The sequence below is a fragment of the Methylobacterium sp. Leaf102 genome, from assembly GCF_001422425.1.
Lineage (GTDB): Bacteria > Pseudomonadota > Alphaproteobacteria > Rhizobiales > Beijerinckiaceae > Methylobacterium.
The window spans coordinates 1-20,214 of record NZ_LMMX01000020.1 but is presented as its reverse complement, the minus strand read 5'-3'; the positions used below and the strand labels follow the sequence as shown (position 1 = coordinate 20,214).

General features: G+C 66.0%; 14 protein-coding genes, 1 tRNA gene and 1 pseudogene. All 16 read right to left on the bottom strand.

Annotation, left to right across the window (positions count from 1 at the left end; translation table 11 throughout):
• Nucleotides 1-95, bottom strand: a 95-nt coding sequence (locus tag ASF27_RS22250; RefSeq protein WP_139221393.1) for a GTP-binding protein, incomplete at its 3' end; no start/stop codon positions are given.
• A 63-nt stretch (nt 96-158) separates the two neighbouring features.
• Entirely contained in the window at nt 159-2,234 is a 2,076-nt protein-coding gene (gene fusA / locus ASF27_RS11385; RefSeq protein ID WP_056171442.1) for an elongation factor G, read from the bottom strand.
• Nucleotides 2,235-2,264: 30 nt separating this feature from the next.
• Nucleotides 2,265-2,735 (bottom strand): 30S ribosomal protein S7, encoded by a 471-nt coding sequence (gene rpsG / locus ASF27_RS11380; RefSeq protein ID WP_018044233.1) that lies wholly within the window; start codon nt 2,733-2,735, stop codon nt 2,265-2,267.
• 99 nt (nt 2,736-2,834) lie between these two features.
• Complete coding sequence (gene rpsL, locus ASF27_RS11375) at nt 2,835-3,206, bottom strand: 30S ribosomal protein S12 (RefSeq protein WP_018044234.1); 372 nt, start codon at nt 3,204-3,206, stop codon at nt 2,835-2,837.
• Between the two features lie 446 nt (nt 3,207-3,652).
• On the bottom strand, nt 3,653-7,861 hold the full coding sequence (rpoC, locus tag ASF27_RS11370) for a DNA-directed RNA polymerase subunit beta' (protein ID WP_056265688.1): 4,209 nt from the start codon (nt 7,859-7,861) through the stop codon (nt 3,653-3,655).
• A gap of 174 nt (nt 7,862-8,035) precedes the next feature.
• A complete protein-coding gene (gene rpoB, locus ASF27_RS11365) occupies nt 8,036-12,160 on the bottom strand; it encodes a DNA-directed RNA polymerase subunit beta (RefSeq protein WP_056171438.1) in 4,125 nt (1,374 codons plus the stop codon).
• Nucleotides 12,161-12,411: 251 nt separating this feature from the next.
• The gene (gene rplL / locus ASF27_RS11360; protein ID WP_056171436.1) at nt 12,412-12,783 is read right to left on the bottom strand and encodes a 50S ribosomal protein L7/L12; all 372 of its coding nucleotides are present in this window, start codon (nt 12,781-12,783) and stop codon (nt 12,412-12,414) included.
• 58 nt (nt 12,784-12,841) lie between these two features.
• The gene (gene rplJ, locus ASF27_RS11355; RefSeq protein WP_056171434.1) at nt 12,842-13,372 is read right to left on the bottom strand and encodes a 50S ribosomal protein L10; all 531 of its coding nucleotides are present in this window, start codon (nt 13,370-13,372) and stop codon (nt 12,842-12,844) included.
• Nucleotides 13,373-13,916: 544 nt separating this feature from the next.
• Nucleotides 13,917-15,542 (bottom strand): B12-binding domain-containing radical SAM protein, encoded by a 1,626-nt coding sequence (locus ASF27_RS11350; protein WP_056360191.1) that lies wholly within the window; start codon nt 15,540-15,542, stop codon nt 13,917-13,919.
• Between the two features lie 117 nt (nt 15,543-15,659).
• Nucleotides 15,660-16,991 carry a PLP-dependent aminotransferase family protein gene (locus ASF27_RS11345; protein ID WP_056360188.1) on the bottom strand — a complete coding sequence of 444 codons (1,332 nt, stop codon included), beginning with the start codon at nt 16,989-16,991 and terminating at the stop codon, nt 15,660-15,662.
• Between the two features lie 381 nt (nt 16,992-17,372).
• A complete protein-coding gene (rplA, locus tag ASF27_RS11340; RefSeq protein ID WP_056171430.1) occupies nt 17,373-18,071 on the bottom strand; it encodes a 50S ribosomal protein L1 in 699 nt (232 codons plus the stop codon).
• Between the two features lie 12 nt (nt 18,072-18,083).
• Entirely contained in the window at nt 18,084-18,536 is a 453-nt protein-coding gene (rplK, locus tag ASF27_RS11335) for a 50S ribosomal protein L11 (protein ID WP_056171427.1), read from the bottom strand.
• Nucleotides 18,537-18,754: 218 nt separating this feature from the next.
• Nucleotides 18,755-19,288: a transcription termination/antitermination protein NusG gene (gene nusG / locus ASF27_RS11330; RefSeq protein WP_056092062.1), complete on the bottom strand. Its 534-nt coding sequence runs from the start codon at nt 19,286-19,288 to the stop codon at nt 18,755-18,757.
• Nucleotides 19,289-19,347: 59 nt separating this feature from the next.
• Nucleotides 19,348-19,653: a preprotein translocase subunit SecE gene (gene secE, locus ASF27_RS11325; RefSeq protein ID WP_056171425.1), complete on the bottom strand. Its 306-nt coding sequence runs from the start codon at nt 19,651-19,653 to the stop codon at nt 19,348-19,350.
• Between the two features lie 213 nt (nt 19,654-19,866).
• Nucleotides 19,867-19,943: transfer RNA gene (locus ASF27_RS11320), tRNA-Trp, on the bottom strand.
• Between the two features lie 174 nt (nt 19,944-20,117).
• A pseudogene (locus ASF27_RS21570) lies at nt 20,118-20,214 on the bottom strand (elongation factor Tu); the annotation flags it as partial.

The following is a 20,214-nucleotide window of genomic DNA, read 5'->3' as shown; positions in this document are numbered from 1 at the left end:
ATCGCCGCCGTCAGCGACGTCTTGCCGTGGTCCACGTGACCGATCGTGCCGATGTTGCAGTGCGGCTTCGTACGAGCGAATTTCTCTTTGGCCATCGTAGCCTCCGTAATCTCAGTGTTTCAGGTGATGCTGCTGCGGTCCGGAAAAGGCGGGAAGCCTTAAGCGTACTTCGCGACGACCTTCTCGGCCTCGCCGCGCGGCACCTCTTCGTAATGGTCGAACTGCATCGTGAAGTTGGCGCGCCCCTGAGAGAAGGAGCGCAGCTGGTTCACGTAGCCGAACATGTTGGCCAGCGGCACCATTGCGTTGATGACGTTCGCGTTGCCGCGCATGTCCTGGCCCTGGATCTGGCCACGGCGCGAGTTGAGATCGCCGATCACCGAACCGGTGTATTCTTCCGGCGAGACCACCTCGACCTTCATCACCGGCTCGAGCAACACCGATCCACCCTTCTGGAGGGCCTCACGGAGGGCTGCACGCGACGCGATCTCGAAGGCGAGCGCCGAGGAGTCGACGTCGTGGTAGGCGCCGTCGATGAGCTCGACCTTGATGTCCACGACGGGGAAGCCTGCTAGGATACCGGCACCGAGCACCGAGTTGAGGCCCTTTTCGACGCCCGGGATGTACTCCTTCGGCACCGTGCCGCCGATGATCTTCGAGGAGAACTCGAAGCCCTTGCCGGGCTCGTTGGGCTCCACGATGAACTTCACCCGGGCGAACTGACCGGTACCGCCGGTCTGCTTCTTGTGGGTGTAGTCGATCTCGGTGCGCTTCGTGAGCTTCTCACGATACGCCACCTGCGGCTGACCGATGTTGGCATCGACCATGTAGGTGCGGCGAAGGATGTCGACCTTGATGTCGAGGTGGAGCTCGCCCATCCCGCGAAGGATGGTCTGGCCCGACTCCTGGTCCGTCGAGACCCGGAACGACGGATCCTCGGCGGCCAGCTTGGCGAGAGCGATGCCGAGCTTCTCCTGATCGGCCTTCGACTTCGGCTCCACGGCGATCTCGATGACGGGCTCGGGGAACTCCATCTTTTCGAGGATCACGGCCTTCTGCGGATCGCAGAGGGTGTCGCCCGTACGGGTGTCCTTGAGGCCGGCCAGGGCGACGATGTCGCCCGTGAAGGCCTCCTTGACGTCTTCGCGGTTGTTGGCGTGCATGAGGAGCATGCGGCCGACGCGCTCTTTCTTGTCGCGCGACGAGTTGATGACGTTGGCGCCCGACTCGATCTTGCCCGAGTAGACGCGGCAGAACGTGATCGTGCCGACGTGCGGATCGTCCATGATCTTGAAGGCGAGCATGGAGAAGGGATCGCTGTCCGACGGATGACGGACGATCTCTTCCTCGGTCTTGAAGTCGAGGCCCTTGATCTCGCCGCGATCGGCGGGGGACGGTAGGTAATCGACCACGGCGTCGAGCAGGGGCTGGACGCCCTTGTTCTTGAAGGCCGATCCGCACAGCACCGGATGGAAGGCGCGACGCTGCACGGCGGTGCGCACCAAGCGATGCATCGTTTCTGCGTCGGGCTCGACGCCGTCGAGGTAGGCCGACATCGCGTCGTCGTCCATCTCGACGCAGGCCTCGACGAGCTTGATGCGGTACTCCGCGGCCTGCTCGGCGAGATCGTCGGGGATCTCGGTTTCGGCGAATTCGGCGCCGAGCTTCTCCGAGGTCCAGACGATGGCCTTCATCTTGATCAGGTCGATGACGCCCTTGAAGGAAGTCTCGGCGCCGATCGGCAGCTGCAGGCACACCGGCTTGCCGGCGACACGGTCGATGATATCGGCGACGCACTTGAAGAAGTCTGCGCCGATCTTGTCCATCTTGTTGACGAACACGACGCGAGGCACGTCGTACTTGTCGGCCTGGCGCCAGACGGTCTCGGTCTGGGGCTCGACGCCCTGATTGCCGTCGAGCACGCACACGGCGCCGTCAAGGACGCGAAGCGAACGCTCCACCTCAATGGTGAAATCCACGTGGCCGGGGGTGTCGATGATGTTCAGGCGCTTGTCGCGCCAGAAGCATGTGGTCGCCGCGGAGGTGATCGTGATGCCACGCTCCTGCTCCTGCGTCATCCAATCCATGGTCGCGGCGCCGTCATGGACTTCGCCGATCTTATGGGACTTGCCGGTGTAGTAGAGGATCCGCTCGGTGGTCGTGGTCTTGCCGGCATCGATGTGGGCCATGATGCCGAAGTTGCGGTAGTCCTCGATCGCGTGCGTGCGGGGCATCGGATTGCTCCTGAAAGGGTCCGGGTCCGCTTACCAGCGGTAGTGCGAGAAGGCGCGGTTGGCTTCCGCCATCCGGTGCGTGTCTTCCCGCTTCTTCACGGCGTTGCCGCGGTTGTTGGCGGCGTCGAGGAGCTCGGCCGAGAGGCGCTCGACCATGGTGCGGTCGTTGCGGCCGCGTGCGGCCTGGATCAGCCAACGGATGGCCAGGGCCTGACGGCGCTCGGTGCGAACCTCGACGGGGACCTGGTAGGTCGCGCCGCCGACGCGGCGGGAGCGAACCTCGATGGCCGGGGCCACGTTCTCGAGGGCGGCGCGGAACACCTCGATGGGGTTGGCGCGAGCGCGGTTCTCGACGATGTCGAACGCGCCGTACACGATACCCTCGGCGATGGACTTCTTGCCCTCGTACATGATCGAATTCATGAACTTGGTCAGAACGATGTCGCCGTACTTGGCGTCCGGAATGATTTCGCGCTTCTCGGCAGAATGGCGGCGGGACATCGCTCGCTCCGTCTAAATACAGGGTCTTGAAACCACCCCGCGCAGGCCGCCTCGAGCCCAATCGGGGCCGGCGACATCCTTGCGGGGTGCGCGAATAACTTACTTCGGACGCTTGGCGCCGTACTTGGACCGGCGCTGCTTACGACCCTTGACGCCCTGCGTGTCGAGCACGCCGCGCAGGATGTGGTAGCGAACGCCGGGAAGGTCCTTCACACGGCCGCCGCGGATCATCACCACGGAGTGCTCCTGAAGGTTGTGACCCTCGCCCGGGATATAACCGATGACTTCGAAGCCATTGGTCAGACGAACCTTGGCGACCTTACGGAGCGCGGAGTTCGGCTTCTTGGGGGTCGTCGTGTAGACGCGGGTGCAGACGCCACGCTTCTGCGGGCAGGCGTCGAGCGCCGGCACCTTGTTGCGGCTCTTCTGCGCCTTGCGCGGCTGAGCGATCAGCTGGTTGATCGTCGGCATGCCAATCCTCTCGAAACGCGTCGCCTGCGTCGGCGACCGTCGAAATCCAAATCTCGTTTGGCCCGCCCCGTCGCCGCACGACCTGTGCGATGAAACGCAAAACCGCGCCCCAGGCTGATGTCAGCCTTTGGCGCGCCGTTGCAAGCAGAGGATCACCTGCGATCAAGCAAGCGATCATGCCGGGCTGACACGTGTTCGTCTGTTGAAGTCGGATGCGTTTAAGAAGCTTGGATCCGAGCGAGACGCTCGTGGATCAATTGCTGCTTACGGCCAGCCGTTCAATGAGGGCCTGATAGAGGTGGATTCGCCGGCCGTCAACCCATTTCCCCTAGCGAACCGTGAATGAAACGGGCGTCGCGGCCCGAAACCTGTCTCCGATGGTCCGCGCACGAAAAAGGGGCCGCCCGTAGGCGACCCCTGGTTAGTTCGGTGACGGTCGCTCGCGCCTACTCGGCGGCGGGCGGCAGGCCCGTGAGGGGCTGTGCGCCGCTCTCGGCGGCCTTCTGCTGGAGGATCATGGCGTCGCGACGCCGCGCCACGGCGCGGATGTCGGCGGCCATGGAGCCCGTGCCGGCCGGGATGAGCGAGCCGACGATGACGTTCTCCTTGAGGCCTTCGAGGTAGTCGATCTTGCCGTTGACGGCCGCCTCCGTCAGGACGCGGGTGGTCTCCTGGAACGAGGCCGCCGAGATGAACGACTTCGTCTGCAGGGAGGCCTTGGTGATGCCGAGCAGGACCGGCACGCCGACGATGGGACGCTTGCCTTCGGCGAGCAGCTTCTCGTTGGCGTCGGCCAGTTCCGTCCGGTCGATCTGGTCACCCGTGAGGATGTCCGAATCGCCGCCGTCGGTGATCTCGACCTTCTGCAGCATCTGCCGGACGATGACCTCGATGTGCTTGTCGTTGATGGCCACGCCCTGGAGCCGGTAGACCTCCTGGATCTCGTTGACGAGGTAAGCGGCGAGCTCCTCCACGCCCTTGATCGCCAGGATGTCGTGCGGCGCCGGATTGCCGTCGACGATGTAGTCGCCGAGTTCCACCACATCCCCGTCCTGCAGGTGGATGTGCTTGCCCTTGGGGATGAGGTACTCGACGGCGTCCGAGCCGTCGTGCGGGGTCAGCGTCAGGCGGCGCTTGTTCTTGTAGTCGCGCCCGAACTGGATCGTGCCGGACTTCTCGGCGATGATCGCCGCGTCCTTGGGCCGACGGGCCTCGAACAGCTCCGCCACCCGCGGCAGACCGCCGGTGATGTCGCGGGTCTTGGCCGAGTCGGTGGAGACGCGGGCGAGGATGTCGCCGGCCTTCACGCGCCCACCCGGATCGTAGCCGATGATGGCGTCGACGGGCAGGAAGTAGCGGGCGTCGGAGCCGCGCGGCAGCTTCATCGGCTTGCCGTCGGCATCGAGCACCAGCATCGCCGGCTTGAGGTCGGCGGTGCGGGCGGTCCCGCGCCAGTCGATCACCACGCGCTTGGCGATACCCGTCGACTCGTCGGTTGTCTCCGTGATGGACTGACCGTCGATGAGGTCCTCGTAGGCGACGATGCCGTCCGTCTCGGTGATGATCGGACGGGTGTAGGGGTCCCATTCGGCGATGCGCTGGCCGCGCTTGACCGTGTCGCCCTCGTCCACCCGCAGCTTGGCGCCGTATTGCAGGCGGTGCACCGCGCGCTCGGAACCGTCGGAGCCGACGATGACGACGGCGACGTTGCGGCCCGTGGCGATGAGGTCGCCGTCCGTGTTCCGGGCGAGCGCCCGGTTGCGGATCTTGATGGTGCCCTCGAAGCTCGACTCGATGAACGACGAGTCGGCGATCTGCGCCGCGCCGCCGATGTGGAAGGTGCGCATGGTGAGCTGGGTGCCCGGCTCGCCGATGGACTGCGCCGCGATGACGCCGACGGCCTCGCCCATGTTGACGGGCGTGCCGCGGGCCAGATCTCGGCCGTAGCAGGTGGCGCAGACGCCGCTGCGGGTCTGGCACACCAGCACCGAGCGGATCTTCACCTCCTGGATGCCCGCCGCCTGGATGGCCGGCAGGTGCTTCTCCTCGATGGTCTCGTTGGTCTTGACGATGACCGTGCCGTCCTGGGCGACGAGATCCTCCGCCGTGGCGCGGCCGAGGATGCGGATCGAGAGCGGGGCCACGACCTGGCCCGCGTCGACGATGGCGCGCATGCGGATGCCGGAGGTCGAACCGCAGTCGACCTCGCGGATGACCGCGTCCTGGGCCACGTCGACGAGACGACGGGTCAGGTAGCCGGAGTTGGCCGTCTTCAACGCGGTGTCCGCGAGGCCCTTACGGGCGCCGTGGGTCGAGTTGAAGTACTCGAGCACGTCGAGGCCTTCCTTGAAGTTCGAGATGATCGGCGTCTCGATGATCTCGCCCGAGGGCTTGGCCATGAGGCCGCGCATGGCGGCGAGCTGCTTCATCTGCGCCGGCGAACCACGGGCACCGGAATGGCTCATCATGTAGATCGAGTTGATCTGCTTGTCGGCGCCGTTCTCGTCCTTCTGCACCGTGGAGATGCGCAGCATCATCTCGGCGGCGAGCTTGTCCGAGCACTTGGCCCAGGCATCCACCACCTTGTTGTACTTCTCGCCCTGGGTGATCAGGCCGTCGTTGTACTGCTGCTCGTAGTCCTTCACGAGGGCACGCGTGTCGTCGACGATGGGCCACTTGTTGTCGGGCACCACCATGTCGTCCTTGCCGAACGAGATGCCGGCCTTGAACGCGTGGTTGAAGCCGAGCGCCATGATGCGATCGCAGAAGATCACCGACTCCTTCTGACCGCAGTGGCGGTAGACGGTGTCGATCATCGACGAGATCTCCTTCTTGGTCATCAGCTTGTTGACGACGTCGAAGGGGACGTTCTTGTGCAGCGGCAGGGCGCCGGACAGGATCACGCGGCCCGGCGTGGTGTCGTAGGTCTTCGTCAGCGGCTCGCCATCGGGGCCGATGCCGTTCCACCGCCAGCGGATCTTCGAGTGCAGCTTGACGGTCTTGGCCGCCAGCGCGTGCTCGAGCTCGCCCACATTGCCGAAGACGCCCTGCATCGGGTTGGTCTTGCTCGTCGGGTCGAACGCGCCGATGGCGCCCTCGGCCACGATGGACAGGTAGTACAGGCCGAGCACGATATCCTGCGACGGCACGATGATCGGCAGGCCGTTGGCAGGGTGCAGGATGTTGTTCGTCGACATCATCAGAACGCGCGCCTCCAGCTGAGCCTCGAGGCTCAGGGGAACGTGCACGGCCATCTGGTCGCCGTCGAAGTCGGCGTTGAACGCGGCGCAGACCAGCGGGTGGAGCTGGATCGCCTTGCCCTCGATGAGCTTGGGCTCGAACGCCTGGATGCCGAGGCGGTGGAGCGTCGGCGCGCGGTTGAGCATCACCGGGTGTTCGCGGATCACCTCGTCGAGGATATCCCAAACCTCGGGCTTCTCCTTCTCCACGAGCTTCTTCGCCTGCTTCACGGTTGCCGAGAAGCCCTTGGCGTCGAGGCGCGCGTAGATGAACGGCTTGAACAGCTCCAGTGCCATCTTCTTCGGCAGGCCGCACTGGTGCAGCTTCAGCTCCGGGCCGACGACGATGACCGAACGGCCGGAATAGTCGACGCGCTTGCCGAGCAGGTTCTGGCGGAAGCGGCCCTGCTTGCCCTTGAGCATGTCGGCGAGGGACTTCAGGGGACGCTTGTTGGCGCCCGTGATGACGCGGCCGCGGCGGCCGTTGTCGAACAGGGCGTCGACCGCTTCCTGAAGCATGCGCTTCTCGTTGCGGATGATGATGTCCGGCGCGCGCAGTTCGATCAGCCGCTTCAGGCGGTTGTTGCGGTTGATGACGCGGCGGTAGAGATCGTTCAGATCGGACGTGGCGAAGCGGCCGCCGTCCAGGGGGACGAGGGGGCGCAGGTCCGGCGGGATCACGGGGACCACGGTGAGGATCATCCACTCGGGCTTGTTGCCCGACATCTGGAAGGCCTCGATGATCTTCAGGCGCTTGAGGAGCTTCTTCGGCTTCAGCTCGGAGGTCGTGGTGGCGATCTCCTCGCGCAGCGAATCCGCGATCCCGTCGAGGTCGAGTTCCTGCAGGATGCGCCGGATGGCCTCGGCGCCGATCATGGCGGTGAACGAGTCCTCGCCGTACTCCTCCTGCGCGCGCAGGTACTCCTCCTCGGAGAGGAGCTGACGCTCCTTGAGGGGGGTGAGGCCCGGCTCGATGGTGACGTAGGACTCGAAGTACAGGATCCGCTCGAGGTCCTTGAGGGCCATGTCGAGCAGGAGGCCGATGCGGGACGGCAGCGACTTCAGGAACCAGATGTGGGCGACGGGCGCGGCGAGCTCGATGTGGCCCATGCGGTCGCGCCGGACGCGCGCGAGGGTGACCTCGACGCCGCACTTCTCACAGATGACGCCCTTGTACTTCATGCGCTTGTACTTGCCGCACAGGCACTCGTAGTCCTTGATCGGCCCGAAGATCCGGGCGCAGAACAGGCCGTCGCGCTCGGGCTTGAACGTGCGGTAGTTGATCGTCTCGGGCTTCTTGATCTCGCCGAAAGACCACGAGAGGATCTTCTCCGGCGACGAGATCGAGATCTTGATCTGGTCGAAGCTCTGGGGCTGAGCCTGCTGGTTGAAAAGATTCATGACCTCTTGGTTCATGGATCGACTCCTGCTGACGGGGTGCACCCTCCGCCGAGGGGCTACCGCGTGCTGTAAACTGGTCGGCGCCGCGACTGTCTCAGTCGCCGCTGGCCGTCATCATCCGGGAGGCGCTTCCCCTCCCCGCTCGGACCGCGCCGGCGAGTGAGCCGGCGCGGGAGCGTGGTGCGGTGGTTACTCGGCCGCCTCGGCGGGCGGCTCGATCTGGTCGTTGGCGGTCTTCTTCGAGGAGGTGAGCTCGACGTTGAGGCCGAGCGAGCGCATTTCCTTGACGAGCACGTTGAAGGACTCGGGGATGCCGGCCTCGAAGGTGTCGTCGCCGCGAACGATGGCCTCGTACACCTTGGTGCGGCCGGCGACGTCGTCCGACTTCACCGTGAGCATCTCCTGCAAGGTGTAGGCGGCGCCGTAGGCCTCGAGCGCCCAGACCTCCATCTCGCCGAAGCGCTGACCGCCGAACTGCGCCTTGCCGCCCAGCGGCTGCTGGGTGACGAGGGAGTACGGACCGATCGACCGGGCGTGGATCTTGTCGTCCACGAGGTGGTGCAGCTTCAGCATGTAGATGTAGCCCATGGTGACCTTGCGGTCGAAGGGCTCACCCGTGCGGCCGTCGTAGAGCGTCGACTGGGCCGACCGGTCGAGACCGGCCATCTCCAGCATCTGCTCGATGTCGGCTTCCTTGGCGCCGTTGAACACCGGAGTGGCCATCGGCACGCCGCGGCGCACGTTGTTGGCCGCCTCAGCCATGTCCTCGTCCGACAGGCCTTCGAGCTCCGACGGCGAGTAGATCGCCTCCATCTCCGCCTTGAGGGGCGCGATGTCGTTGCTGCGAAGATACGCGTCCACCGCGAGCCCGACCTTGCGGCCGAGACCGGCCGCGGCCCAGCCCAGGTGGGTCTCCAGGATCTGACCGACGTTCATGCGCGAGGGCACGCCGAGCGGGTTGAGCACGATGTCGGCATGCGTGCCGTCCTCGAGGAACGGCATGTCCTCGATGGGGACGATGCGCGACACGACGCCCTTGTTGCCGTGACGGCCAGCCATCTTGTCGCCCGGCTGGATCTTGCGCTTCACCGCGACGAAGACCTTGACCATCTTCATCACGCCGGGGGGCAGCTCGTCGCCGCGCTGCAGCTTCTCGACCTTGTCGAGGAAGCGCTGCTCCAGGCGCTTCTTCGACTCGTCGTACTGCTTCTGCATCGCTTCCATCTCGGTCATGAGACGGTCGTCGATGACGGCGAACTGCCACCATTGCGAACGCGGGTACTCGGAGAGGAGCTCACGGTTGAGCGTGGTCTCCTTCTTGAAGCCCTTCGGACCGGCGATGGGGGCCTGACCGATGAGGACGGTGGCCAGACGCGCGTAGGTGTTGCGGTCGAGGATCGCCTGCTCGTCGTCGCGATCCTTGGCGAGACGCTCGATTTCCTCGCGCTCGATGGCCTGGGCGCGCTCGTCCTTGTCGACGCCGTGGCGGTTGAACACCCGGACCTCGACGATGGTGCCGGTCACGCCCGGGGGGACCCGAAGCGAGGTGTCGCGCACGTCGGACGCCTTCTCGCCGAAGATCGCACGGAGAAGCTTCTCCTCCGGCGTCATCGGGCTTTCGCCCTTCGGGGTGATCTTGCCGCACAGGATGTCGCCGGCGTGGACCTCGGCACCGATGTAGACGATGCCGGCCTCGTCGAGGTTCTTCAGCGCTTCTTCGGAGACGTTGGGGATGTCGCGGGTGATCTCTTCCGGACCGAGCTTGGTGTCTCGGGCCATCACCTCGAACTCCTCGATATGGATCGAGGTGAACACGTCATCCTTCACGATCCGCTCGGAGAGCAGGATCGAGTCCTCGAAGTTGTAGCCGTTCCAGGGCATGAAAGCGACGAGCACGTTCCGGCCCAGGGCCAACTCGCCGAACTCCGTCGACGGACCGTCGGCGATGATCTCGCCCTTCTTCACGGACTCGCCGACGCGCACCAACGGCTTCTGCGTGATGCAGGTCGACTGGTTGGAGCGCTGGAACTTCTGCAGGCGGTAGATGTCGACGCCCGGCTTGGTGGCGTCCGCCTCTTCCGTGGCGCGGATGACGATACGGGTGGCGTCCACCTGATCGACGATGCCCGAGCGGCGCGCCGCGATGGCGGCACCGGAATCGCGGGCGACCACGGCCTCCATGCCCGTGCCCACGAAGGGCGCGTCGGCACGAACCAGCGGCACCGCCTGCCGCTGCATGTTCGAGCCCATGAGGGCGCGGTTCGCGTCGTCGTTCTCGAGGAACGGGATCAGCGCGGCGGCGACCGAAACGAGCTGCTTCGGCGACACGTCCATGAGATCGACGCGGTCCGGCGGCACGACGATGACGTCGCCGGCACGACGGCAGACCACGAGGTCTTCCGTCAACTTGAAGGCCTCGTCCATCTGGGCGTTGGCCTGGGCGACGTAGTACTTCGCCTCTTCCATCGCCGACAGGTAGGCGACGTCAGTGGTGACGACGCCGTCCTTCACCTTGCGGAAGGGGGTCTCGATGAAGCCGTACTTGTTCACCCGGGCGAAGGTCGCCAGCGAGTTGATCAGGCCGATGTTCGGGCCTTCCGGGGTCTCGATCGGGCAGATGCGGCCGTAATGCGTCGGGTGCACGTCGCGCACTTCGAAGCCGGCGCGCTCGCGGGTCAGACCGCCGGGTCCGAGCGCCGAGAGGCGCCGCTTGTGCGTCACTTCCGAGAGCGGATTGGTCTGATCCATGAACTGCGACAGCTGCGACGAGCCGAAGAACTCGCGCACGGCCGCGGCCGCGGGCTTCGCGTTGATGAGGTCCTGCGGCATCACCGTGTCGATGTCGACGGAGGACATCCGCTCCTTGATGGCGCGCTCCATGCGGAGCAGACCGAGGCGGTACTGGTTCTCCATGAGCTCGCCGACGGACCGCACACGGCGGTTGCCGAGGTGATCGATGTCGTCGATTTCGCCCTTGCCGTCGCGCAGATCCACCAGAGCCTTGACGACCGCGAGCATGTCCTCACGGCGCAGGGTCCGCACGGTGTCCTCGGCGTCGAGGTCGAGGCGCATGTTCATCTTCACGCGGCCGACCGCCGAGAGGTCGTAGCGCTCGGAATCGAAGAACAGCGAGTGGAACATCGCCTCGGCGGTGTCGAGGGTCGGCGGCTCGCCGGGACGCATGACCCGGTAGATGTCGAACAGCGCGCCTTCGCGGGCGGAGTTCTTGTCCACCGCGAGGGTGTTGCGGATGTAGGGACCGACGTTGATGTGGTCGATGTCGAGCACGGGCAGCTCGGTGATGCCGACCTCTTCGAGGCTCTTGAGGAGCTTGTCGGAGATTTCGTCGCCGGCCTCGGCCCAGATCTCGCCCGTCTGGTCGTTCACCAGATCCTCGGCGATGTACTGGCCGATGAGGTCTTCGTCCGTGGCCTTGAGGAAGTTCACGCCGCGCTCGGCGATCTGGCGCGCGTTCCGGGCGTTGAGCTTCTTGCCGGCTTCGAGCACGACTTCACCGGACTCGGCATCGACGAGGTCGACGGAGGCCTTGAAGCCCTTCAGGCGCTCGGCATCGTACGGCACGCGCCACTCGGCGCCGTCGCGGTCGTACAGCACGCGGTTGTAGAACGTCGACAGGATCTCCTCGCCGTCGAGCCCGAGGGCGAACAGCAGGGAGGTCACCGGCAGCTTGCGCTTGCGATCGATGCGGACGTGGACGATGTCCTTGGCGTCGAACTCGACGTCGAGCCAGGAGCCGCGATACGGGATGATGCGGGCGGCGAACAGGAGCTTGCCCGACGAGTGGGTCTTGCCCTTGTCGTGGTCGAAGAACACGCCGGGCGAACGGTGCATCTGGGAGACGATGACGCGCTCGGTGCCGTTGACGATGAAGGTGCCGTTCTCCGTCATCAGGGGCATGTCGCCCATGTAGACGTCCTGCTCCTTGATGTCCTTGACCGACTTCGCACCGGTGTCGGGATCGACGTCGAACACGATGAGGCGCAGGGTCACCTTGAGCGGGGCCGCATAGGTGATGCCGCGCTGACGGCACTCGTCGACGTCGTATTTCGGCTGCTCGAACGTGTACTTCACGAACTCGAGGAGGGCCGTGGCCGAGAAGTCCGAGATCGGGAAAACCGACTTGAACACGGTCTGCAGGCCTTCGTCGCCCCGCCCGCCTTCCGGCTCGTCCATCATCAGGAACTGGTCGTAGGATGCCTTCTGAACCTCGATGAGGTTCGGCATCTCGGCGACTTCCTTGATCTTGCCGAAGAATTTGCGAATGCGCTTGCGACCGACCAGCGTGTTGGCCATGGGTGACCTCGCTCCTACGTCCCGCGTACCGGATGCCCGGGGAAGGCTCGTGCCTCCCGCGACCAGGCGATGGACGCGCCCCGCCGGACGCCGCCCTCCCGAACTGAAAATCTGGTGGCCCGTCGCCGGGCCGGTCGTGTCGCCGGAAGCGACCTTAGCCCACGGGCGCGAACCCGCGGGCCTTTGGGCCCGTCAAGCTCCGGGGAGCCCGACGGGGAAGTGATGGGCCTGAGGCGGCCCACCGAAGAGTCTTACTTGAGCTCGATCTTGGCGCCAGCCTTCTCGAGCTGGGCCTTGAGCTTCTCGGCCTCTTCCTTGTTGACGGACTCCTTGACGGCCTTCGGAGCGCCTTCGACGAGGTCCTTGGCTTCCTTGAGGCCGAGGCCGGTGATCGCGCGGACCTCCTTGATGACCTCGATCTTCTTGTCGCCGGCGGCGGTGAGCATGACCGTGAACTCGGTCTGCTCCTCGACGGCGGCGGCCGGACCGGCGGCGGGGCCGGCGACGGCGACGGCAGCGGCGGCCGAGACGCCCCACTTCTCTTCGAGCAGCTTGGCGAGGTCGGCGGCCTCGAGAACGGTCAGCGAGGACAGGTCGTCGACGAGCTTGGCGAGATCAGCCATGGTGGTGTTCCTTCAGAGATCGGTTTGAACGGATGGGTTGAGAAGAACGATGCGACCTTCAGGCCGCTTCGTCCTGAGCCTCGTCCTTCGTGGCATAGGCCCCGAACACGCGGGCGAGCTTGGCCGCCGGTGCGTTGACGACCTGGGCGATCTTGGTCGCGGGAGCCTGGATGAGGCCCACGATCTTGGCGCGCAGTTCGTCGAGGGACGGGAGCGAGGCCAAGGCCTTCACGCCGTCCGGGTTCAGGGCTGTCGTGCCCATGGCGCCGCCGAGGATCACGAGCTTGTCGTTGACCTTGGCGAACTCCACCGCAACCTTGGCGGCCGCGACCGGGTCGCTCGAATAGGCGAGCAGGGTCGGACCCTTCAGGAGGGGCTTGATGGAGGCGACGTCCGTGCCATCGAGAGCGATGTTGGCGAGGCGGTTCTTGGTGACCTTCACGGTGGCACCGGCCAGCTTCATCTGCGAGCGCAGCTTCTGCATGTCGGCGACCGTGAGGCCCTTGTAGTGGGCCACGACGACGACGGACGTGTTCGCGAACACGCCGTTGAGCGTCGAGACGAGATCAGCTTTGGCTGTCCTGTCCACTGGGGCTCTCTCCGGTTGGCGGAACCCGAGGATGGGTCCGCCGGTTGCACATGCCGCCCGGGACGGAATTCGGCTCATGAAAGCCGGAACGTCCTGGACGACGCTTCACGGCCCTGTCCCCTGCTGCCCCCCGAATGGGTGGACGACACGGGTGAGATGGTTCAAACCGATGCCTCTCGACCCCGACGAATCGCCAGGGTGCGCGAGGATGTTGAATTCGGTCTTCCCCGTCTGTGCAGGCTGGAAGATTAAGCCGGTCGCCCAGCGCCTGCAGTCTCGGACAGGACATGGCCGGATAAAGCCTGAAAGGGCTTTCGCCCCTCAAAGCCTTCCGGCCATATCACCTGGTTGCCCAGGGATCTCTCGATTGGAAACCGACCGATGGGTCGATTCCTTTCTCGTTCATGAAAACGTTGAGCGCGGTCTATAGAACCTTGCAAGCAGCCTGCCAAGGGCCAGTGCGGGACTATTCGGTCGCAGGCGCCGATTTTCCTTGACGGCACTTGCCGCTGCGGCCGAGCGCAGCGGCAGGTCCGTCACTCCGTCACGTCGGTAGGAACCGGCGCGCGGCCTGCCACCATGGCGTGCGTTGCTCCTTCGCCTGGTCGGCTTTGGCCGCGTAGAACGAAGCGTTGTGCTCGCCGCGCAGGGCCTCGCGAGTGAACCGGATGAGGTGGTGGGCGACGAAGCCCATGTTGAACACCGCCTCGATCTGCCCGCGCTTCAGGGCGTGGCCCGCCGCCTTCCAGAACACGCCCCGGTAATCCGACAGGACGCCGACCCTGAGGGCGATGTTGAAGCCGAGGATCAAGCCGCGGCGCAGGTTGGTCCGGGTGAGCTTGCCCTTCAGCGGAGTCTTGATCCGGTGCGGGTAGGTCCGCTCGACCTGATACTTGAAGCGCTCGAAGAGGTGGGCCGGCTCGTACGCATGGGCGATGGCCCGGCGCCAGCTCGCCACCACGTCGTCGTGGGGCCGCTTGAACAGGACGTTGGATTCGAGCGACGCGTCGTGGAGCAGACGGCCCTCGCGGGTGAGGCGGTCCCACAGGGGGGTCTTGGGCAGGGCCTGGAGCAGGTTCATGGTCAGCACCGGCACCGCCGACTTGTCGACGAAGTCGATGAGCTTCTGCTCGGAGCCGTCGGTCTCGGTGTCGAGGCCGAGGATGATGCCGGACGTCACCTCCAGTCCGAAGCTGTTGAGGGTCTCGATGGCCTCGTACATGGGCACGGCGGCGTTGTGCTTCTTGTCGATGCCGGCCAGCGCGTCCTCTTCCGGCGTCTCGATGCCGACGAAGACGGTCATGAAGTTGGCCTCGCGCATGAGCGCGAGGATGTCGGGCTGTTTCGCCATGTTCAGGGTCGCCTCGCAGGCGAACTGAAGCGGGTAGTGATTCTTCTTCTGCCACGCCACGAGGTGGGGCAGCATGTCCTTCGTCGCCTTGCGGTTGCCGATGAAGTTGTCGTCGACGAAGTACACCACCGCCGGGTGACCGGGCTGGGAGATGATCGCGTCGAGTTCGCCGAGCATCTGCTCGGGGCTCTTCAGGCGCGGCTGGCGGCCGTAGAGCTGCGGGATGTCGCAGAATTCGCAGCGATACGGGCAGCCCGACGAGAATTGCAGGGAGCCGATGAGGTAGCGCTTGAGCGGGGCGGCCTCGTAGGCGGGGGCCGGGAAGTCGGAGAGCGGCAGGCGCTCCTTCGTCTCCAGGCGCACCTGGGTGGCCGGGATCGACACGTCGCGGTCGAGGATCGCCACGAGTTCGTCGGTGGCGTCGCCGATCTCGCCGATATGGAGGTAGTCGAACTCGGGGTACTGCTCGGGCGAGCCCGAGACAGACGGGCCGCCCAGCGCCGTGACCTTACCGGCCGCGTGCGCCCGGGCGTAGATATCGCGGATCTGCGGGGCCTGGATGTGCATGCCCGACACGAACACCGCGTCGGCCCAGGCGAAGTCGTCCGGCCCGGCCCGTTTGATGTTCTCGTCGACGAACCGGTACTCCCAGGTCTCCGGCATGTAGGCCGCGATGAGCAGCAGACCTTGCGGCGGCATGAACGCCTTGACGCCGCCCATCAACGGATAGGCGTGCGCGAACGTCCCGAAGGACGGCGTGTAAGCGGGGAAGACGCACAGGATGCGTCGCTTGGAGGAGACGGAGAGGGTGCATCGCATGAAGCCGTACTTAGCACAGCCCCGCGCGATGGCGTCCCCCTCGAACGCGATTTCTCGCACCGCCGGTTGCTTGCCGCCCGGTGCCTCACGGTCCTTTGAACGGTGAGCCGTCCGGTCTCACTCGACGGGGCGGTCGTCCCCCCCTGCCGCCAGCTGGCGCAGGGTCCGCAGGGCGGTGGCGAGGGCGTCGAGGGGCGGTGAGGCCAGCGCGAGGCGCACGGCGTTGGGCGCGTGGCCGGGATGGACGGCGAAGGCGCTGGCGGGGGTGACCGCGATCCCGCGCCGGGCAGCCGCCGCGACGAAGGTCTCGGCCCGCCACGCTTCGGGCAGAACCAGCCAGAGGTGGTAGGCGCCCGGATCGCCCCGCACGTCGAGGTCGCCGAGGATGTCACGCGCGAGCGCCTGCCGGGAACGGGCATCGCGCCGCTTCGCCAGTCCAATCCGGGCCGCCTCCCCCGAATCCATGAGATGGAGTCCGATGCCGAAGGGCAGACCGGTGGCACCCCACCCGCCCGAACGTACGCAGTGGGCGACCCGATCCGTGAGGGCCGGCGGCGTGGCTATCAACCCGAGGGTGAGGCCGGGCGCGACCCGCTTCGACAGGCTGTCGAGGAAGACGACGCGGTCGGGCGCCAGGGCGGCCAAGGGGGCGGCGTCGCTCAGGAATCCGTAGATCGCATCCTCGACAGCCAGGAGGCCGAAGGCTTCGAGGCAGGCCGCGATGGCCGCCCTGCGCTCACCGCCCATGGTGATTCCGAGGGGATTGTGAAGCGAGGGTTGGAGATAGAGGCCGCGCAGGGGGGTGGTCCGGTGCGCCTGGGCAACCGATTCGGGGCACAGGCCCTCCCCGTCCATGGCGATGGGCACCAGGACGATGCCGAGGCGCGCGGCGATTCCCTTCACCACCGGATAGGTCATCGCCTCGACCCCGATGCGCTCGCCCGGCGGAGCGAGGGCTGCGAGGGCGGCTGCCACGGCCTGGCGCCCGTTGCCGGTGAACAGCATCCTGTCGGGGGTGGGCGTCCAGCCCGGTCGGGCGAAGAAGCGGGCGGCGATGGCCCGCCCCTCCGCATGACCCGTCGCCGCCACGGGACCGGCAAGGGTTTCGAGGCGGTCGGATCGGAGCAATCCCGCAAGTGCACCGGAAAGGGTCTCCACCTCACCCGGTAGGATCGAATAGTTGCGTTCGAGGTCGATGGCGGTCGGCGGCGGTTCGGCGAAAGCGAGGATGGGTGTCGCGGCGCGCGACCGCACATAGGTGCCCCGGCCGATCTCCCCTGTGACCAGACCACGATGGACGAGTTCGGCATAGACCCGGCTCGCCGTCGAGACGGCGATGCCGTTGGCGTAGGCGTAGGCGCGTTGCGGCGGCAATCGCGCGCCCGGTGCCAGTCGTCCCGTGGCGATCGCGTCGGCAAGGCGGTCGGCCAGGACCCTGAAGTCGCTCACGAACGAAAATGCTCCGAGATCAATGTTTCGATTGATCCGATTTGTGCTCGGATCAATGTTGCGCGGCAAGCCCCTTCGGAGGCCGTGCTATCGGAGTAGATCGCCATGTCGTCCACGTCCCTCGTCCGATCCCCATATCCGACTGCCGTGGCAACCGGCGTGGATCGCGGGCTCGGTGCGTTGTGCCGTGTCTGGCTCGGGCGCTGGCGTCACCGCCGGACTTTGGCGAACTTGCATCCCGAGCAGATGCGCGAGGTCGGGCTGAACCCGGAAGCCGTTCGGCGGGAGGCCTGCCAGCCGTTCTGGCGGGCGTGAGGCCTTAAACGAAAACGCCCGGCCGCGAGGCCGGGCGTTTCCAAAGATGTGGCAGGCCTGCGGACGTTACGCCGGCAGGACCGTCGAGGGCTCGACCTTGACGCCCGGACCCATGGAGGAGGTCACGGCGACGCGCTGGACGTACTGGCCCTTGGCGCCGGCGGGCTTCGCCTTGGAGACAGCGTCGGCGAAGGCCTTGATGTTCTCGACGAGCTTGTCGGCGTCGAACGAGACCTTGCCGATGCCGGCGTGGACGATCCCGGCCTTCTCGACGCGGAACTCGACCGAACCGCCCTTGGCGCCGGCGACCGCGGACTTCACGTCCATGGTGACGGTGCCGACCTTCGGGTTCGGCATCAGGCCGCGCGGGCCCAGCACCTTGCCGAGACGACCGACGAGCGGCATCAGGTCCGGGGTGGCGATGCAACGATCGAACTCGATCTTGCCGCTCTGGACGATCTCGAGGAGATCCTCGGCGCCGACGATGTCGGCACCGGCTTCCCGGGCCTCGTCGGCCTTGGCGCCGCGGGCGAACACCGCCACCCGCACGGTCCGGCCGGAGCCGTTGGGCAGGTTGCAGACGCCGCGGACCATCTGGTCGGCGTGGCGCGGGTCGACGCCGAGGTTCATGGAGACCTCGACGGTCTCGTCGAACTTCGCGCTGGCCTTCTCCTTAACGAGCTTGATCGCCTCGTCGATGGTGTAGAGCTTGAGCGCGTCGATGCCCTCGCGGGCGGCGCGGATGCGCTTGCCTTCGTGTGCCATGGTGCCCTCCCCTTAAGCGACGATGTCGAGACCCATGGCCCGCGCGGAGCCACGGATCATCGCGACGGCGGCATCCACCGAATCGCAGTTCAGGTCGGGCATCTTGCGCTCGGCGATCTCGCGGAGCTGTGCCTCGGTGACCTTGCCGACGTTGGTGCCGGGCTTGCCCGGGGTCTTGGAACCGGAAGCCGGCTTCTTGCCGATCTTCAGGCCGGCGGCCTTCTTGAGGAAGAACGTCACCGGGGGCTGCTTCATCTCGAAGGTGAAGGAGCGATCCTGATAGGCCGTGATCACGACCGGAATCGGGGTGCCCTTCTCGATCTGAGAGGTCTTCGCGTTGAAGGCCTTGCAGAATTCCATGATGTTGAGGCCGCGCTGACCGAGCGCGGGGCCGATGGGCGGCGACGGGTTCGCGGCGCCGGCCGGAACCTGAAGCTTCACGTAGCCCGTGATCTTCTTTGCCATAGGGACTGCTCCCAAAGAATGCCCGGCACCCGGCTGGCCTCAGCGCAGGTGGAGCGGGCGGTTGCAGGTCGCGGTACGGTCCGTGGACCCCGGCGGCGAACCGGGCGGGCCTTCCGCGCGTGACACCATCCTGGAGATGGTGGTTTCGCGTCCGGCGCGGAGCCGAACGGAAGAAAAGCGGATGCGTCAGTGGTGACTCACCCGCGAAATCCAAAAGATCAGAGCTTCTCGACCTGGGCGTATTCGAGCTCCACCGGGGTGGCGCGGCCGAAGATCGATACGGCGACCTTGAGGCGCGAGCGGCTCTCGTCGATCTCTTCCACGGTGCCGTTGAAGGACGCGAACGGACCGTCGGACACGCGGACCGTCTCGCCGATCTCGAAGGAGATGGAGGGCTTCGGGCGATCGACGCCCTCGGCGACCTGGCCCTTGATGCGCTCGGCTTCCGAATCCGGAATCGGCACGGGTTTCGACTTGTCGGCGCCGAGGAAGCCCGTGACCTTCGGGGTGTTCTTGATCAGGTGGTAGACCTCGTCGGTGAGGTCGCACTTCACCAGGACGTAACCGGGGAAGAACTTGCGCTCGGCATCGACCTTTCGGCCGCGCCGGACCTCCACGACCTTCTCGGTCGGAACCATGACCTCGTCGAACAGCTCCATCAGGCCACGCTGGGCCGCCTGATCCTTGATGGACTGCGCGACCTTGTTCTCGAAATTCGAGTAGGCGTGGACGATGTACCAGCGCTTCGACACGTTCTCACCAAATCCTGACGTCGCTCGGCCGGTCGCGAAAGCGCGCCCGGACCGATAGATTAGTTGGTCCCGACCCCGAGGATCAGGGTCACGAGGTAGCGCATGGCCTGATCGACCACGGTGAAGAACAGGCTCGCGGCGACCACCATGATGAACACCATCACGGTGGTGACCACGGTCTCCTTGCGGGTCGGCCACGTGACCTTGCGGCCCTCGTCGCGCACCTGGCCGAGGAACTCCACGGGGCCGACGCGCTTGGGCGCGGGCCGCACGGGGGGCGTCGCCCGAGCAGGACCCGGCGTGACGGAGCCACGCGGCGGGGTGCGCGCGAGGTCCGTTTTCTTCGATGCTTCGTTCGATGCCATGGCGCCAACAAACAGGAGAACGGTCCGGGGATCGGGAAAGCGCGGTGCGGAGGCCTGGAGCCACGCCTGCCGCGAAAGCCTTCATCGATCTCGGAAGGCGACCGCTCTAGCGCAAGTCCCCGTGCTTGTCGACTGCACCGGGTTCCGACTTGCGGACAGGCGATCTGATCGGAATGGAACGGGGAGTGGACTTGAACTGGAGCAGCGGCCAATTGGCAGGAGTGGAGGGACTCGAACCCGCAACCTCCGGTTTTGGAGACCGGCGCTCTGACCAGTTGAGCTACACTCCTATGCGGGGACGCATTCATCGCCGCGGCGCTGCTATAGACCGGCCCGGGCCTTGCCGCAATGGCGAACCGTACGGGATTTTCCGAGATTGTCGGTGCCGTCAGGATTGTTCGGCTCGGAGAGCAAACGCCGCGGGACCGGGGTCCCGCGGCGTCGCGACGGTGATGGCGGACCGACTACTCGTTGATGGCGGCGACGACGCCTGCGCCGACGGTGCGGCCGCCTTCACGGATGGCGAAGCGCAGCTTCTCTTCCATGGCCACCGGCACGATG